The organism is Sporosarcina ureae (genome assembly GCF_002082015.1).
Lineage (GTDB): Bacteria > Bacillota > Bacilli > Bacillales_A > Planococcaceae > Sporosarcina > Sporosarcina ureae_A.
This window is the reverse complement of sequence record NZ_CP015109.1, coordinates 2,015,746-2,030,856: the sequence shown is the minus strand read 5'-3', so window position 1 is coordinate 2,030,856 and position 15,111 is coordinate 2,015,746. Positions and strand designations below refer to the sequence as shown.

Here is a 15,111-nt window from a genome sequence, read left to right as displayed (position 1 = left end):
CACTGAACGTATTCTAGGTTAGTTGGTATGATTAACTTTTTAACCATAATACTGGTGCTAATTCTATAATACTAGTTTTTGCGCTAAATGAAAATAGAATCTTTTGTGAATTTTTTAATGTTTGTATATTACTTCAAATCTATATCTACATTTCCCCTACTCATTTTCTAATAACAAGAAAAACCCGCTATGATCTAAACTTGATCAAGACGGGCTTCACATCCGATTATTCACAAAGCGCAATCGCTTCAATTTCTACTCGTACGTCTTTTGGAAGACGAGCCACTTCTACTGTCGAGCGAGCTGGTTTATGCTCTCCAAAGTGTTCTTCATAAATAGCATTTAACGCTCCAAATTCATTCATGTCTTGAATAAACACTGTCGTTTTAATGACTTTTTGTAAACTAGAACCCGCTTCTTCCAGTACTTTGCTCAAATTTTGAAGGACTTGGTTCGTCTGTTCTTCTATCCCGTCACCTATCACTTCGCCAGCAAGTGTTAAAGGAATTTGTCCTGACGTGTACACTACACCATTCACTTTTACTGCTTGCGAATAGGGTCCAATTGCCTGCGGGGCTTGTTCTGTTTTTACATATTCCATAACTCATTACCGCCTCTCGTGAAATAATTTCCTTCTTCCAACTCGATCTTACGGTGTTTCTCATCGACTGCATGTAATTTCACTAACGAAAGATAATCATCTACTAAAACTTCTTCAAGGTGTTCGGCTTCAACTAAGACCGCCACGCCACCCAGTTCACAGTTGAATTCTTCAAGCAAGCTTTTCATGCCCTGCATCGTGCCGCCCACTTTCATAAAATCATCTGTCAACAATACTTTTTGACCGCTCTGCATACTTCTCTTTGACAGCACCATCGTTTGAATCCTGCGTGCAGAACCTGAAACGTAATTAATGCTGACAGTGGGGCCTTCCGTCACTTTGCTGTCTCGACGTACCACGATGACGGGTACGTTCAAATGACGGGCAATCGCATGCGCAATCGGAATACCTTTCGTTGCAACCGTCATAATGGCATCAATTTCTTTATCAAAGAAAGCTGTCGCAATTACCTTGCCAATTCGATCGAGAAAACGGGGGTTTCCCAACAAATCCGTCATATACAGATAACCGCCAGGAAGTAGCCGATCCGACTTTCTTAGTTCATTCATCAATGAGTGAATGACTTCTTTTATCTCCTCACGACCGACTAACGGAATGTATTTAATACCGCCAGCAGCACCCGAAATCGTCACTAGACGACCCGTGCTACTCTCTTCAAATGTCTCTTTCAAAATACCCAAGTCTTCACTAATTGAGGACTTGGCGGCTGAATACCGGTTCGAAAAAAACGTCAAAGAAATGAGAGTGTGTGGATTTTCCAGCAAATGACGCGTCATATCGACAAGCCTTTCACTTCTTTTCCATTTCATATAATACCGACTCCTAAACCCGAATGATTTATAAGTAGATTATCATAATCGTCCGGTATTAATCAACTACAATAGGTTCACCGAGCATACGCACGGCATGTACGTCTTGGCAAAACCCTTTTAAGGCATTTACTATTTTCGGTACACGCGATTCGTGCTTCACCAGTCCGAATACCGTTGGACCGCTGCCGCTCATTAAAACAGCGTCTGCTCCAAAACGTTCCATTTGTTCTTTGAGTATGACCACTTCCTTGTGAAGGCCCATCGTCACAGGCTCTAGCACATTTCCTAGCGATGCGCACATCTTGTCATAATTACTTTCTTGCAACGCTTCCATCATACGCTCTGTTTGCGGATGCGTGATAGAAGACAAGTTCAACTGTCCATAGATATTGCCGGTCGATACACCGATCGTCGGTTTCGCCAGCACGACCCAGCAGTTAGGTGGAGCAGGTAGATGCGTGATGTCTTCTCCTCGCCCTCTTGCGATCGCAGTGCCGCCATATACGCAAAATGGTACATCCGATCCAATTTCTGCACCTAGGACAGCCAGCTCATCCAAAGACAATCCGAGCTCCCATAGACGGTTTAATCCACGAAGAGTCGCGGCCGCATCTGAACTCCCACCAGCTAGCCCTGCGGCGATCGGAATATTCTTATCTAGAGTAATTTCCACTCCATAGTCCAAGCGATAGCGTTTGCGCAATAAATCCGCTGCTTGGTACGCCAAGTTTTTGCGATCATTCGGCACAAATCGATGAGATGACTTAATCGTAATGGCATGATCCGTCGTAGGTCGAAGCCAGATACGATCAGCCAAATCAACCGTTGTCATAATCATCTCGACATCATGATAGCCATCCGGCCGTTTGCTCAACACATCTAATGTTAAGTTGATTTTCGCAGGCGCCTTTTCGTAAATCATGATAAAAGCTCCCTCCCCACTGCATTGTTCTTGCTCATATATTACCACAGAATGAATAGAACATAAGAGGATTAAATAAAAAAAGAACTGCAATCGCTTTGCAGTTCACTTTGTCACGTTAATTCCGTTCCGTAGTTCTGACGTAGGTGATTTCCTTTCGCCGTTTTTGAACAATTGAATTTTCATTTATCATTTGCGTAAAATTTTCTCCATTGCTTTTCCCTTTGCCAACTCATCAATCAGCTTATCCAAATAACGTATTTCCCGCATCGTTGATTCTTCTATTTCTTCCACTCTAACTCCACATATAACACCTTTGATTAGCGTCCGCGAAGGATTCATCTTCGGCGCTTCCGCAAAGAACGTTTCGAAGTTTGTCTGTTTTTCCAACTGTACTTCCAGCTCTTCTTGGCTATATCCCGTCAACCAGCGGATGATTTCATCGACTTCTGATTTTGTGCGTCCTTTTTTCTCTACCTTGTTAATATAAAGCGGATAAACTCTAGCAAAACTCATTGTATAAATTTTATGTGTGGTCATTGTGAATCCTCCAATCATCTACTACTTAGTATACTCTCCACTTGTAACACGATGTCCGACAACAAGGTTGCAGCATGTTGTCTTGTACTTAAACGAGGAGACTGTCCACTCCAAAGATGAATCCATTCGGGGCGATCCTGCTTGGCCGCTTCATTACGAATTCCTGTCGTCAATGTGTTCATAATGGGGTAATCCGGAAGATCTTCTTCGTAAGGTTTTATTTCACGAATAAAGTCATTTTGAATGCCTCTTGCTGGTTTACCACTGAATACCGATGTAACAACGGTCTGATCTTCCGTGCTTTTGAGAATGGCATCAATATGTTGTGTTTTCGCACCACTTTCAACCGCTGTCACAAAAGCTGTTCCCATTTGAACTGCTTTGGCTCCGAGTGTAAGGGCTGCTAAGACACCTCTACCGTCCATAATTCCTCCAGCTGCAATAACCGGAATGCGCACATGATCCGCAGCCTGAGGGACAAGCGACATCGTTCCGATCATGGAATCAACGAAGCTTCCTGAAAATGTACTGCGGTGCCCCCCTGCTTCGCTTCCTTGCACCACCACCATATCCACTCCACACTCTTCATTGATCATTGCCTCACTTACAGTTGTAGCTGTCCCCACCACAATGATGTTCTTTTCTTTTAAACGTTGGACAGTATCTTTAGATGGTACACCGAATGTGAAACTACAAACCGCGATCTTTTCTTGGATTATGACTTCTACTTGCTTATCAAAGTTTGTGGTAGATATCTCCTTTATTTCCGGCTCGGACACATGCAATTCTTCACGATAGGGACGTAGTAATTCATTAGCTTTTTTAATCTTATCTTTGGATATCTCTGATGCCTCAGGAATAAACAAATTGACCCCAAAAGGTCGATCTGTTAACTCCTTAATCCTTTGTATCGCTTCTTTCACATCTTGCGCTTTCATATAGCCAGCCCCAAGTGTACCCAGTCCCCCCGCATTGGACACAGCAGCTATCAATTCAGGTGTAGTCGTACCACCAGCCATTCCCGCTTGAATGATTGGGTATGTAATTCCGAGAGTTTTCGTTACATCATTATTATTCCACATCTTGTTGAACCTCCTCTTGAATGAATATGTACTTTACAAAGTAGCGTTGCTGTTCTTTTCACCTTTACGTCCCGCCAATATTTTATTTCCCAGTCAATAATCGACTATAGCGCTCTAGAGAATTTTCATGCATATAACGAATATTCTTTCCATTATAACGTAAATTGCAAAGGATCCACGCTTCCTGTTTGTTCTACGTAGCAGAAAAAGAGTTGCAAATGTACTTCACTATGCAACCCTAGTCACCTACATATTATTTTATCATTGAATTCGGTAAGTACACTAAATTTGCTGTTGTACTGACATTGTCATCGTTTACTGTCAGTATGACTACATAGCCGGTCTTTTCCCATCCTGAATTAAACGTAGTTTCATAGTCCGTGTCAGAATACGGGTCTATTCCAAATTCACGTTGTGCGTGTTCATTTAACTCGGTGTACATCGCAAACATTTCATCTGAAGTATGATAGTAATCCTCGCCACCCATAAAGTCATAGGTTATGAACTGCAGCTTATTATTTTCAAAATAGTAAATTAGATCTGTGTAAAAGTTATATTTTGTAGTTCGGTAGATCAATAATCGTTTATTTCCCTCACGTAAATTCGAAAGCAATATGGCCGGCGACTTCGATTCAACACTCATCACTTGTGCCGGATCCATTCCAAAATGAATTCCTCTCGTTACCATAACAGGTGGTGCTGGTCGAAATGCAGGATCCATAGCTCTTGCTACGAATGCAGCAATATGCGAACGAGTTAATGTTTCATTCGGTCTAAATGTGCCATCGGGATAGCCTGAGGTGATATTTTCAAAAGCTAGTTTACGCACAGCATTGTAAGCAGTAGAACCTTTCGACACGTCTTTAAATCGAATATCTTTTTCCTTGGTCAGCTTAAACGCATTCGCAATGAAGGCAGCCATATGACCACGCGTGACTTTTTGAGTAGGCTTGAACGTGCCATCAGGATAGCCATTAATAATCTTCGCTTTCACAGCAGAGTTAATATAACCGGAGGAATATCTATTCGCGGGAACATCTTTAAATTTCGTCTTGGTTTTCTTTCCGTTCAATCCCGTAGCTTTTGCCACCATGATGGCGACTTCTTCGCGTGTCACTTTATCATTTAAACCAAAGCGTGCACTAGGCTCAATCACTTTATTTTCCAGCAAATACATAATAGCAGTATAGTTTGGATGGTTTTTCGGTACGTCTGTAAATATTTTAGAAGAAGCTTGTGTTTTAGGAGCCACTGAAAACGTCAATACGAGAATTACAATTATTGCAAGAACCTTTTTCATACGAATTTGTCCCCTTTTTCCATAAGATGTAATGACTATATCACGTTAATTGGTTAAAAAGATAAATACGTGAAAACATGTTGTTTTATTACATAAATGTACTAAATTCGCGAAATATGTACTTACAAGAAGCGTATATAAACGCCTATAGTGTCTACTTTTAATCACCTTTGTCAATAGAATCCTATAAATGAGAAGTGCGTAGGTAGAGTAGATTCTATATGTTATACCATGCAATACACCGACAATAAAATGCATGAATATAATCACTTACTCTAACTTTTACTATTAAATAGTGCTGTTATCCAACCACTCATTTCTATAAATAAAAATGCTAAGACTAAATGTAGTATTACTACACTCTATAGTAAAAAAGAAACTGCAAAGCAATTTCGCCCTTGCAGTTCCTTTTGTCAGCCTGTTTTGGATTCTATGGACATTGGTTGGATTATTTCTTCTCCTCCGCTTGTCTACTCGCCATTTCAATTGCATGTTTTACCATGTTTCCCGCATCGCGTGCGCGAATACCGCCCCAGCCTTCTTTCTGCACTACATCATAGAAGCCAAGCTCTTTCGCGATTTCTTCTTTCAATTGATCTGACATGACGCCTTTTCTCGCCATTATAGTTTCCTCCTTTTCGGCTAACATTTGTAATGTGTGCCGTTAAGGATAAATTACACTTCATTTATATAACATAATAAAAAACCCGCCAGAACGTTCCGGGCGGATTCACTAGGAAATAAATTAAAATAGCATGATGAATTATTTGATGATAAAGGCCGTTTGGTCAGAACCATCAAGAACCGTTATTTCAACCGCTTCGGTTAAAATATCAGCATAGCTGTAAGAAACTCTTTCAAACGCATTGTCATCCTGATCCAACTCTACTACGAAAACGGCACGATATGTATCGCGCAAGACTCCAGCATGTTCGATCGTCTTCTTACGACCACCATTTGCTTTCAAGTGAAGACGTTTCCCTAGATGAGCGTCAAGTGACTTTTTAATGTCTGCTAATGTTTTTGGCATGTTACTTACACCTCACTAAATCTAAGCATAACATCATTACATGCGTTTGTCAACAAAATTTTTATTTTAACAGTTCACCTATGTCTTTGTCAATAACTTTATGATGAATTTTACTATTCTTTCATATGAAATTGTCATTATTTTTATTCTGATTTTAGCTTGCCAAAATGAGGGTATAATGCATTAGCTAGTTTGATGAATTCTGGAATCGATAATGTTTCCCCTCTTCTAATCGGATCAATACCTGATTGATCAAACGCTTGCTGAATCAATTCCTTTTTCTCTTTACCTTCAGGGAGTGAAGACTGGAGGTTGTTCCACAGTGTCTTGCGACGGTGCAAAAACGATCCTTGTGTCACTGTAAATAAGAAGTCTTCATCCGCTACAGGAGCATGTGCCTCTTTTCTGCGCGTCAAACTCAGTACAGCTGATTCTACGTTCGGCTGCGGAATGAATACTGTCTTCGGTACAATCATAGACACTTCTGCATCCATATAGTACTGGACAGCAATTGATAACGAACCATATGCCTTCGTGCCAGGTACTGCTGTAATTCGATCTGCTACTTCTTTCTGCATCATAATGACAAGCTGACTTACGCGTGCTTTTTCCATTAGGAACTTCATGATGATCGGTGTTGTAATATAATATGGTAAATTGGCCACAACTACAATGTCTTCATAATCTGCGAACTGTTCTTCGATCACTTGATGAATATCCGCTTTGAGTACGTCTTGATGAATCACAGTGACATTTGGATATGGTGACATCGTATCTTCGAGTACAGGTAACAATCGGTCGTCTATTTCAAATGCTACAACCTTCCCCGCCTGCCGTGCGAGATGCTCTGTTAACGCACCGATCCCCGGTCCTACTTCAATGACTCCTGTGTCTTTGGTGATCGCTGCGCATGAGACGATATTGTGCAGTACGTTCGAATCCACCAAGAAATTCTGACCTAAACTCTTCTTGAATGAAAATCCATGTTTCTGTAAAATTTCTTTCGTTCTCACTGGCGTTGCTATGTCTTTATACATCTGTTTTCATTTCCTCCTCGTCGAGAACTTGTATCGTTTCATGTAACTTTGCTACAGAAATCCGGAACATCTCCAGTCGTTTCTTCAATCCTTTACCGTTTACCTGCCCAATATGCAATAACTCCGACAGACGCTCTCTTCGATTTCTGGAATCAGTGTGACCGATCAATCTGGCTTCTAGTAATGTAGCCATCGGAATCTCTTCTATTGTATGCTCACTCACCGTGTAAACAGAAGCCAATGCTTGACGAATCGCATCGTCATTCGCATGTTCAATTCCTACTCCACGTCCGTTTTTCGCTATAGTTTCTTTCTTCGGTAAAAATGCATGTTTTACATCAGGGATCTGTTCTTCGATAATTGCTCGAATACGTCGGCCTGGGAAGTCTGGATCGGTAAAGACGATAACTCCACGTGTCTGTTGTGCGTGACGAATTCGTTCGATCGTCTTGTCCGAGATTGCCGAACCGTTCGTTTCAATCGTATCCGCTCCTGTTGCACGTTTGACAGCTACAGTATCAGACTTCCCTTCCACCACAACTACTTCTTCTATATTCACAATATTCCTCTTTTCTTAGGATGTCATTCTTTCTATTTTACTGTGTTTTTTCAAATCTGTACACTATACCAGCAGGAAACAGAAAAAACCGATAAGAGGAAGAGTTTTCTTCCCCTTATCGGCACACTACTATTAGTTAATGACTTTAATTTTTACTTGACGACGACCAAATGAGTAAGCCGCTTCTTTTGTAGGCATGTGTAAATCAATGCGGTTTCCTTTGATAGCACCGCCTGTATCTCCTGCGATTGCATAACCATAGCCTTCCACCCAAACTTTAGAGCCTAGTGGGATTACTCGTGGATCAACTGCGATTAATTTCATATTCGGATTCGCGCGCAAGTTAATACCTGTCGCTGTGATTCCTGAACATCCATTACAATAAGCCGTATATGCACTTGCATTCGCATAGAATTCTTTTCCGCCGCTTGGCTCGCTACTAGTACCACGTGATACTGCAACTTGCGCTTTTGCTGGTGTACTTGTAGATGCTTTTGTTGGAGCTGCAGTTGCTACATTAACTTTTGGTGCTTTAGCTCCTACATGAATGACTTTATGTGTAGGTTCTTCTACCATCGTCTTTCCAACTAATTCACGAGAAACTACTTTTCCATTCTTTTTTGTAATTTGGAATTTCTTTTGTAGTTTACCTTTTTTACCATTAGTAACAACTTTCTCTTTACCTTTAAGCATAGTCATATCTGTTTTTCTTTTAGTTTTGAAATCTGCCGTCTCTTCAACTACATCTGTGATTCTCTCTACACGTGCAATATTAACCACTGCATTAGATGCCGTCAATTTTGCACTTGTGTCGCCTTCTACTTTATCCAAGTTTGAAAGTCGAATGTTTTGGTCTGTCAAAAACTTTCTGACTGTAGTTTGAGTCGACCAGACTGTACGTTCTTTACCACCGTCTTTGACAGTGACAGGGAATGCTTTAGCAATTGCGATGGGTTGATTCTCTGTAATTTTAGTTTCTAAAGCCGGTTCGATTTCGTCATGTGTAGCGACTTCAATCTCTGCTGTTTTAAGTACATCATTCACTGTAGCTTCTGTTGTCCAAAGTTCTTGAGTCTTTCCATCAACATCAATTATTACTTTATTTGCTTTTTGCCATTTGATCTCTGTATCATTTTCAAGCGATGTGTTGACTGCTGGTTCTACTAAGTCATGCTTTTGTACTTTTACATCATTAGCCGCTAGTACCTCTCCCACTGTAGCTGCCGCTGTACGTAATTCTATTTGCTTGCCATTAAGATCCATTGAGATGTTTTTCTTTTTTCCGTCAATCAACACGAGTGACGTTGTTGCTACGAATAATGCCATTGCCATAAATAAAATCCCAATGCGCATAATCTTAGAGTTCTTCTGAGACATGTTAAAAATTTCCCCTTTCATTACTCGGCCGAGTATATAGCGTTTACGTAACGCTGTCAAACTTCCAAACTACCAATTGCTCTCAACTAGAGACATACAGATCTATAAGACAAATAATTGCCATATGTTTTTCACTGAATCTTAAATAGTTGTAATGCATTTGCAGTCGTTTGCTTTGCCACCTCTTCAACCGACACTTCTTTCAACCGTGCAATTTCCTCCGCCACTAATGGGACATAGGATGGTTCATTGCGCTTCCCTCGATAAGGATGCGGTGCTAAATACGGTGCATCCGTTTCGATTAGTAACTTATCAAGTGAAATCTTCGTTGCTACTTCTTTCGGCATTCTAGCATTCTTAAATGTCACAGGTCCGCCTAACGAGATGAGAAAATTCATTTCTATACATTGTTTAGCCGTTTCAACACTACCGCTGTAGCAATGCATAATCCCACCGACTTCCGCTGCATTTTCTTCCTGCAGAATACGAACTACGTCGCCTGTTGCGTCGCGATTATGAATAATGATTGGCAATTCTACTTCTTTTGCCAATCGTATCTGTTTACGGAATAACTCTTGCTGTATATCTTTCGGTGATTTATCCCAGTGATAATCGAGTCCGGTTTCTCCAATACCGACAACTTTTGGATGTGCCGCCAACTCCTTAATCCAGTGTAAATCACTTTCTGTGCAATCTACTGCATCAACAGGATGCCAACCAATCACACCATAGATGAATGAATATTGTTCTACTAACTCCATGGCTTTACTGATAGTTTTCGTATCAAATCCAACTACAACCATCTTTTTTACGTTTGCATCAATGGCACGTTGGATGACTTCTTCTACGTCTTCTTCGTATTGATCTGCATTTAAATGAACATGTGTATCAATAAACATAGTATCTCTCCTAACACTGTTTTCTATTCTAGTAGCTTTGATTATGTCTTTCATCTCATTTACATTACAATTGTGTAACAAACAGTTTTTCTATTCTGTCTATTTTGACTGAAATGCCTTACTGTCAGACATGCTCAACTAGTAGGTAGTGTATAACAAACTCTTAACTTTTATAGGTTTGTTGTAACAATTGCGACATACAATATGGCTAATTGGGTACGAAAATCTTTTACAAACACCATGGCGAGGAAAGTCATGATACAACCCTGCCTCCCTTCTAAGTCATCAGCTCCCCAACTCATTACACATCAAGCCGTAATCACTCATGCGCAAGAGTATAACTCCGCATCCTACTACCCCATCACCTATTTGATGCCTAAATAAAAAGCTGTCAGTAGAAGTCGTTGATTCCGACTTCCTCTGACAGCTTTACTATGTGATCAATTACTTTACTTGTGCACCGTTCTCTAATGCAGGATCAACTGTTGCAAGTTTTAGCACGCCATCTTTTTCGCCTGCTAAAATCATACCTTGCGATAATTCTCCACGCAGTTTAACCGGCTTCAAATTTGCCACAACGATTACTTTCATACCTACTACGTCTTCAGCACTGTAATGCTGCGCAATGCCAGACACTACCTGACGCTGCTCGTAGCCCAAGTCTACTTGTAGCTTTAATAACTTGTCGGCTTTTGGCATTTTTTCGCACGCTGTGACAGTTGCTACGCGCATGTCTACATTCATAAACGCGTCAAACGTAATTTCATTTGTTTCTTTTATCACTTCTTCTACTTTCTCTTCTACTTCAGCGGGTGCGGTAACTGCCATTTGTTGACGGATGTACTCAACTTCTACTTCTGTCTCTAGACGCGGGAAAATTGGAACACCTTTGTTGATAACAGTCGTACCTGTAGGAATCGCGTAGCCTTCTTCCAACGTATTCCAACCTAATGACTCTTCGGATAGACCTAATTGTTTTATCATTTGTTTTGGTGCATTTGTCATGAATGGTTGCAAAAGTACCGCTGTATGATGAAGAGACAGTGCCAAGTGGTACATAACCGACCCCAGTTTCATGCGATCTTCTTCTGACTTCGCCAATACCCATGGAGATGTTTCATCGATATATTTATTTGTACGAGAAATTAATGCCCACACATCGGAAAGCACAACGCTGAATTGCATCTTTTCCATAGATGTCTCGTATTTTTCCACAGTGTGTTGAATCATGTCACGTAATGGTGCATCAAATTCAGTCGGTACGAGACCTTCTGTAGGGACTTCGCCATCAAAGTATTTATTAATCATAGAAATTGTTCGGTTCAATAAGTTTCCTAAGTCATTCGCCAAGTCGTAGTTAATACGCTCAACAAATGCTTCCGGTGAAAATACGCCGTCTTGGCCAAATGGTAATTCACGAAGTAAGAAGTAACGCGTAGCATCAAGGCCATAGCGTTCAACGAGCATTTCGGGATAGACGACATTGCCTTTTGACTTCGACATTTTACCGTCTTTCATCATAATAAACCCATGTGCAAATACTTTCTTCGGCAACGGTAAGTCGAGTGCCATCAAGAAGATCGGCCAATAAATCGTATGGAAACGAACGATATCTTTACCAACCACATGAACATCCGCGGGCCAGTACTTATTGAATAAAGACTCGTCATCAGACATGTAACCGAGTGCTGTAATGTAATTCGTTAATGCATCGACCCAGACGTAAATCACATGTTTTGGATCTCCAGGCACTTTAATTCCCCAGTCGAATGACATGCGGGAAACGGATAGATCTTCAAGTCCTGGTTTGATGAAGTTATTGATCATTTCATTTTTACGTGATTCAGGCTCAATAAATGTAGGGTTCTCTTCGTAATACGCTAGAAGACGGTCTGCATACTTTTTCATATTGAAGAAGTATGACTCTTCTTCCACACGGTGAACCGGGCGACCACAGTCCGGACAGTTTCCATCTACCAATTGAGATTCGGTAAAATACGATTCACACGGAACACATTTCCATCCTTCATACTGCCCTTTGTAAATATCTCCATTATCAAGGAACTTCTTAAATATTTTTTCAACGATTGTCTTATGACGATCTTCTGTCGTACGGATCAAGTCATCATAAGAAATATCCATCAGTTTCCACAAATCTTTCGCGATATTTGCAATACCATCGACATATTTAATTGGAGGTAGGCCTTCCTCCTCGGCTTTTTCTTGGATTTTCTGACCATGCTCGTCCATTCCAGTTAGAAATCTGACATCATAGCCACGCAAACGCTTATATCTCGCCATTGCATCAGATGCGATTGTCGTGTATGCGGTTCCTATATGAAACTTTCCACTTGGATAATAAATAGGTGTAGTGATATAAAATGTTTTAGATTGATTCTCCACGCGTAATTCCTCCAAATAATTAATGTATACATTCATTTTATAGGATGTTGCACAAAAGTGCCATGTTCTCCTCCGAACCCTTATGCTTTTATAACTTCCCTCAGCTTGCTCACTGACCGCAATCCCCATACCTTCAACATCTCTCATTTTTTACCTATCAAAAAATTATTAAAACTTAATAGTGTTTATTTAGGTTATGATGATTGACGGTTATTGGAAGAGTTGGTATGATATTTAACAGACAAGAGAAATATGTCGAATTTTGACGAATGTTAAAACTGGAATGTAGGAGGAATTTTTTCCATGAAGTCTACTGGAATTGTAAGAAAAGTTGATGAGCTAGGCCGCGTTGTGATCCCGATTGAACTTCGTCGTACGCTCGGCATCGAGCAAAAAGACGCATTAGAAATATACGTGGACGACGACAAAATTATCTTGAAAAAGTACATGCCTAATATGACATGTTCTATTACAGGAGAAGTGTCAGATGATAATCTTCGTCTGATCGACGGTAAGTTAATTTTGAGTCCTGAAGGTGCAAAACAATTGATGGATGAAATTCAAAATAAAATCAACTGATTTGTAAAAATCCTGACCGCATATGCGTTCAGGATTTTTTGTCTTATTCTATGTGATATGCCTGATACACATCTCGTTTACTCAACTCACGAATATCGGCTACTTCCTTGATCGCATCTTTCGAACGAATTTCCTTTTCTTCTATTATATGTTCAACATGCTCCTTAATCGATAAGTCTGTCCACCAAGCAGTCGAGACTTCATGTTGTACATTCTGATTACCTTCCACAACCAAACAGAACTCGCCTCTAACTTCATTGGATTCTGCCCACTCAATCGCTTCTGCAATTGTCCCTCTCAACAACTCTTCAAACCGTTTCGTCAATTCGCGAGCCATAACAATCTTTCTTTCGTCTCCAAATCGTTCCGCTAAACCGCGCAATGTCTGTTTTAAACGATGTGGCGCCTCGTAAAATACTAGCGTTTCTTCATAACGCTGTAATTTCTCCAACTGTGTTTTGAGCTCTTTCTTTTGGCGCGATAGAAAACCAAAAAATAGAAATGGTTGCGGTGTAATGCCCGATGCTACTAATGCTGTAACAGCTGCGTTTGGTCCCGGAACGGAAACGACAGCGATTCCCTGTTCAATCGCCAGTTCCACAAGATCTGCACCAGGGTCTGAAATACATGGCATCCCTGCATCACTGACAATAGCGATATCTTTTCCATTTTGAAGGAGTTCTATAATTTTTTCTCCCGCCACACGAGTATTATGTTCGTGATAGCTAATCAATTGTGTAGTAATTTCAAAGTGATTACATAACTTGATCGTATTACGTGTATCCTCTGCTGCTATGTAATCTACTTCTTGTAAGATTCGGACTGCACGGAATGTCATATCTTCAAGGTTGCCGATTGGTGTACCTACAATGAACAACTTCCCGAACTTTGTTGCTTCGGCGCTCTTTTGTGACGTAATCATGTGGACCGCTCCTTTTTTATATACTGTTCTTTTTCTTTTCGGGTTAATTGCTTAAACTGATATTCCGCTTGCATCGCTTGTCTTTGCGTTTCAAATGACTCTTGATAAATATACTTTACAGGTAAGCGCCCTCTTGTATACTTTGCACCTTTTCCTTCGTTATGTACACGCAAGCGACGTTCTAAATCATTTGTATATCCAGCATAATACGATCCGTCATTACATATCAGAACATAGAAGTAGTGATCATTCGGCTCCATACAATAACTGCCTCACTTCTTCTGTATACTCCCCATTTTCTTGGTAAACATATAAAGGAGGAAGAATTTTCAAATCAGGTTTTCCATCTTTAATGGCTTCGATTAAAAGGGTATTCGCTTCTTTTCCTTCTTTCGGATAGACAAAACGAATGCGCTTTGGCTCTAGACGATACTGCCTCATCGATGTGACAATGTCGAGAAGTCTACCAGGACGGTGGACAAACGCTGCTTTTCCACCTTGTTTCAATAACTCACTTGCGGACTTCACCGCTTGATCCAATGTTAGCTCCACTTCATGTCTAGCAATCGTATAATGCTCACTTTTATTTCTAGCACTTGCTTCATTTGCCGGGAAATATGGTGGATTACATGTAACGGTATCATACAACTCATAACCAATTTTTTTGGCAATACCTATGACGTTTCCGTGTTCAATTGCAATTTGTTGTTCTAGACCGTTAAGCACTATACTTCTCTGCGCCATATCAGCTAAGCGTTGTTGCAATTCAACGCCAATAATTTTACCTTTTGTACGAGCACTCATGAACAAAGGGATTACACCGTTACCCGTACATAAATCTACGATACTTCCACCACGTATCGGCATATAGGCAAAACGCGCCAATAGCACTGCATCTAATGAAAAGGAAAAAACAGAAGGACTTTGAATAATGCGCAAGTCCTCTGCTAATAAATAATCCAGTCGTTCATCACTTCGTAGGTTCACAATCTACACTCCTTCACTCAAAAGAAAAAGCCAATACCTA

At 40.5% G+C, this 15,111-nt stretch carries 17 protein-coding genes; 1 reads left to right on the top strand and 16 read right to left on the bottom strand.

Annotated elements, in window-relative coordinates; genetic code table 11:
* Positions 1-226: 226 nt before the first annotated feature.
* From SporoP17a_RS10025 to metG, 13 genes are all read right to left on the bottom strand, one after another.
* The gene (locus SporoP17a_RS10025) at positions 227-601 is read right to left on the bottom strand and encodes a RidA family protein (protein WP_083034516.1); all 375 of its coding nucleotides are present in this window, start codon (positions 599-601) and stop codon (positions 227-229) included.
* Positions 589-1,431, bottom strand: a complete 843-nt coding sequence (purR, locus tag SporoP17a_RS10020; protein ID WP_083034515.1) for a pur operon repressor — start codon at positions 1,429-1,431, stop codon at positions 589-591. The genes SporoP17a_RS10025 and purR overlap by 13 nt, the downstream gene beginning before the upstream one ends.
* A gap of 58 nt (positions 1,432-1,489) precedes the next feature.
* Positions 1,490-2,356 (bottom strand): 4-(cytidine 5'-diphospho)-2-C-methyl-D-erythritol kinase, encoded by an 867-nt coding sequence (gene ispE / locus SporoP17a_RS10015; protein ID WP_083034514.1) that lies wholly within the window; start codon positions 2,354-2,356, stop codon positions 1,490-1,492.
* Positions 2,357-2,545: 189 nt separating this feature from the next.
* Positions 2,546-2,896, bottom strand: a complete 351-nt coding sequence (locus tag SporoP17a_RS10010; protein ID WP_083034513.1) for a DUF2200 domain-containing protein — start codon at positions 2,894-2,896, stop codon at positions 2,546-2,548.
* 14 nt (positions 2,897-2,910) lie between these two features.
* On the bottom strand, positions 2,911-3,978 hold the full coding sequence (locus tag SporoP17a_RS10005; RefSeq protein ID WP_083034512.1) for an NAD(P)H-dependent flavin oxidoreductase: 1,068 nt from the start codon (positions 3,976-3,978) through the stop codon (positions 2,911-2,913).
* A 253-nt stretch (positions 3,979-4,231) separates the two neighbouring features.
* Positions 4,232-5,278: an S-layer homology domain-containing protein gene (locus tag SporoP17a_RS10000; RefSeq protein ID WP_083034511.1), complete on the bottom strand. Its 1,047-nt coding sequence runs from the start codon at positions 5,276-5,278 to the stop codon at positions 4,232-4,234.
* A gap of 448 nt (positions 5,279-5,726) precedes the next feature.
* Positions 5,727-5,900, bottom strand: a complete 174-nt coding sequence (locus SporoP17a_RS09995) for a small, acid-soluble spore protein, alpha/beta type (RefSeq protein ID WP_083034510.1) — start codon at positions 5,898-5,900, stop codon at positions 5,727-5,729.
* A gap of 141 nt (positions 5,901-6,041) precedes the next feature.
* A complete protein-coding gene (gene veg, locus SporoP17a_RS09990; RefSeq protein WP_029054863.1) occupies positions 6,042-6,308 on the bottom strand; it encodes a biofilm formation stimulator Veg in 267 nt (88 codons plus the stop codon).
* 143 nt (positions 6,309-6,451) lie between these two features.
* On the bottom strand, positions 6,452-7,345 hold the full coding sequence (rsmA, locus tag SporoP17a_RS09985) for a 16S rRNA (adenine(1518)-N(6)/adenine(1519)-N(6))-dimethyltransferase RsmA (protein WP_083034509.1): 894 nt from the start codon (positions 7,343-7,345) through the stop codon (positions 6,452-6,454).
* Positions 7,338-7,904, bottom strand: a complete 567-nt coding sequence (rnmV, locus tag SporoP17a_RS09980; RefSeq protein ID WP_083034508.1) for a ribonuclease M5 — start codon at positions 7,902-7,904, stop codon at positions 7,338-7,340. Before rnmV ends, rsmA begins: the two co-directional genes overlap by 8 nt.
* A gap of 132 nt (positions 7,905-8,036) precedes the next feature.
* Entirely contained in the window at positions 8,037-9,281 is a 1,245-nt protein-coding gene (locus tag SporoP17a_RS09975) for a G5 and 3D domain-containing protein (RefSeq protein WP_083034507.1), read from the bottom strand.
* Between the two features lie 131 nt (positions 9,282-9,412).
* Complete coding sequence (locus SporoP17a_RS09970; protein ID WP_083034506.1) at positions 9,413-10,180, bottom strand: TatD family hydrolase; 768 nt, start codon at positions 10,178-10,180, stop codon at positions 9,413-9,415.
* Between the two features lie 444 nt (positions 10,181-10,624).
* Entirely contained in the window at positions 10,625-12,619 is a 1,995-nt protein-coding gene (metG, locus tag SporoP17a_RS09965; RefSeq protein ID WP_083034505.1) for a methionine--tRNA ligase, read from the bottom strand.
* 267 nt (positions 12,620-12,886) lie between these two features.
* Here metG and SporoP17a_RS09960 point away from each other — a divergent pair, with 267 nt between their 5' ends.
* Positions 12,887-13,162 (top strand): transition state genes transcriptional regulator AbrB, encoded by a 276-nt coding sequence (locus SporoP17a_RS09960; protein ID WP_029054857.1) that lies wholly within the window; start codon positions 12,887-12,889, stop codon positions 13,160-13,162.
* 43 nt (positions 13,163-13,205) lie between these two features.
* On the opposite strand, the gene rsmI is transcribed toward SporoP17a_RS09960, so the two are convergent.
* Genes rsmI through SporoP17a_RS09945 form a run of 3 tightly spaced genes read right to left on the bottom strand, consistent with a single transcriptional unit; the run spans position 13,206 to position 15,074 of the window.
* The gene (gene rsmI / locus SporoP17a_RS09955; protein ID WP_083036019.1) at positions 13,206-14,081 is read right to left on the bottom strand and encodes a 16S rRNA (cytidine(1402)-2'-O)-methyltransferase; all 876 of its coding nucleotides are present in this window, start codon (positions 14,079-14,081) and stop codon (positions 13,206-13,208) included.
* Positions 14,081-14,344, bottom strand: a complete 264-nt coding sequence (locus SporoP17a_RS09950; protein WP_083034504.1) for a GIY-YIG nuclease family protein — start codon at positions 14,342-14,344, stop codon at positions 14,081-14,083. The genes rsmI and SporoP17a_RS09950 overlap by 1 nt, the downstream gene beginning before the upstream one ends.
* Positions 14,331-15,074, bottom strand: coding sequence for a tRNA1(Val) (adenine(37)-N6)-methyltransferase (locus SporoP17a_RS09945; protein WP_083034503.1), 744 nt, complete (start codon positions 15,072-15,074; stop codon positions 14,331-14,333). Before SporoP17a_RS09945 ends, SporoP17a_RS09950 begins: the two co-directional genes overlap by 14 nt.
* Between the last annotated feature and the right edge of the window lie 37 nt (positions 15,075-15,111).

What these genes read in the sequence shown, in the direction of transcription:
- ispE (WP_083034514.1), bottom strand. Translation starts at nt 2,356, where the DNA reads ATGATTTACGAAAAGGCGCCTGCGAAAATCAACTTAACATTAGATGTG.
- SporoP17a_RS09975 (WP_083034507.1), bottom strand. Translation starts at nt 9,281, where the DNA reads ATGTCTCAGAAGAACTCTAAGATTATGCGCATTGGGATTTTATTTATG.
- SporoP17a_RS10010 (WP_083034513.1), bottom strand. Translation starts at nt 2,896, where the DNA reads ATGACCACACATAAAATTTATACAATGAGTTTTGCTAGAGTTTATCCG.
- SporoP17a_RS09960 (WP_029054857.1), top strand. Translation starts at nt 12,887, where the DNA reads ATGAAGTCTACTGGAATTGTAAGAAAAGTTGATGAGCTAGGCCGCGTT.
- metG (WP_083034505.1), bottom strand. Translation starts at nt 12,619, where the DNA reads ATGAATGTATACATTAATTATTTGGAGGAATTACGCGTGGAGAATCAA.
- veg (WP_029054863.1), bottom strand. Translation starts at nt 6,308, where the DNA reads ATGCCAAAAACATTAGCAGACATTAAAAAGTCACTTGACGCTCATCTA.
- SporoP17a_RS09950 (WP_083034504.1), bottom strand. Translation starts at nt 14,344, where the DNA reads ATGGAGCCGAATGATCACTACTTCTATGTTCTGATATGTAATGACGGA.
- SporoP17a_RS09995 (WP_083034510.1), bottom strand. Translation starts at nt 5,900, where the DNA reads ATGGCGAGAAAAGGCGTCATGTCAGATCAATTGAAAGAAGAAATCGCG.
- SporoP17a_RS10025 (WP_083034516.1), bottom strand. Translation starts at nt 601, where the DNA reads ATGGAATATGTAAAAACAGAACAAGCCCCGCAGGCAATTGGACCCTAT.
- SporoP17a_RS10005 (WP_083034512.1), bottom strand. Translation starts at nt 3,978, where the DNA reads ATGTGGAATAATAATGATGTAACGAAAACTCTCGGAATTACATACCCA.
- rsmA (WP_083034509.1), bottom strand. Translation starts at nt 7,345, where the DNA reads ATGTATAAAGACATAGCAACGCCAGTGAGAACGAAAGAAATTTTACAG.
- SporoP17a_RS09970 (WP_083034506.1), bottom strand. Translation starts at nt 10,180, where the DNA reads ATGTTTATTGATACACATGTTCATTTAAATGCAGATCAATACGAAGAA.
- purR (WP_083034515.1), bottom strand. Translation starts at nt 1,431, where the DNA reads ATGAAATGGAAAAGAAGTGAAAGGCTTGTCGATATGACGCGTCATTTG.
- SporoP17a_RS10000 (WP_083034511.1), bottom strand. Translation starts at nt 5,278, where the DNA reads ATGAAAAAGGTTCTTGCAATAATTGTAATTCTCGTATTGACGTTTTCA.